This is a genomic window from Ideonella lacteola, from assembly GCF_038066555.1.
Taxonomy (GTDB): Bacteria; Pseudomonadota; Gammaproteobacteria; order Burkholderiales; family Burkholderiaceae_C; genus Ideonella; species Ideonella lacteola.
Genome location: NZ_JBBUTG010000079.1, coordinates 1 through 791 on the forward strand (window position 1 = coordinate 1; position 791 = coordinate 791).

At 71.6% G+C, this 791-nt stretch carries 1 protein-coding gene; it reads left to right on the forward strand.

The annotated features are described in order from the left end of the window. Positions 1-791: DUF2345 domain-containing protein (locus tag AACH06_RS30110; protein ID WP_341429526.1), on the forward strand; the 791-nt coding region annotated here is incomplete at both ends.

Sequence of the window (791 nt, forward strand, 5' to 3'; positions counted from 1 at the left end):
GGCGCCAAGAGCGTGCACCTGAGCAGCTACGCCTCGTCCGCCAGTGAGCCTGCGCTCGACCAGGCCGGCAGCATGGCGCTGGCCAAGCAGTACCAGCAGCTCGCGCAGGCCTTCAGCCAGGCCGCGCTCACCCACCAGGCGGTGCGCCTGGCCGCCCATGTGGGCAGCCACCAGGCCAATGCCAGCCTCGCGCACACCGGCCAACCCGCCGCGCAAGCCTGGCTGACGAACGTCAGCGGCATGGCCGATGCCAGCGCCTCGCAGGCACCGCAAGACGCAGCCAACCGCCTGACCACCCCAGCCGACGGCAAGCTGCCCCACCCCACCGACCCCACGCTCAGCGTGGCCGCCCGCGCCGGCCTGGTGGCCACCGCCGGGCAAGACCTGGCACTGACCGCCAGCGACGGCGTCAGCCTGGCCACCGGCGGCAGCGCCGACGCCGCCATCGCCGGCGCCTGGCGCATCCATACCGGCCAGGCCATCGGCGTGCTCGCCGGTGCCATAGAGCCCACCACCGGCAGCACCGCGGCCGCCCCCATCCCTGCGCCTAAAGGAACCGGCCTGACCATGATCGCCGGCACCGGCGACCTCAGCCTTCAGGCCCAGGCCGGCACCATGCAACTGGCCTCCAAAGCCGATCTCACCCTGCAATCGGCCACCGCCGACATCCAGTTCGCCGCCGCCAAGCGCATCGTCATCGCCAACTCCCACGGCGCCAACATCACCATCGCCGACGGCAAGATCGTCGTCACCTGCCCGGGAACCTACACCGTCAAGGCAGGTAAGAAGAG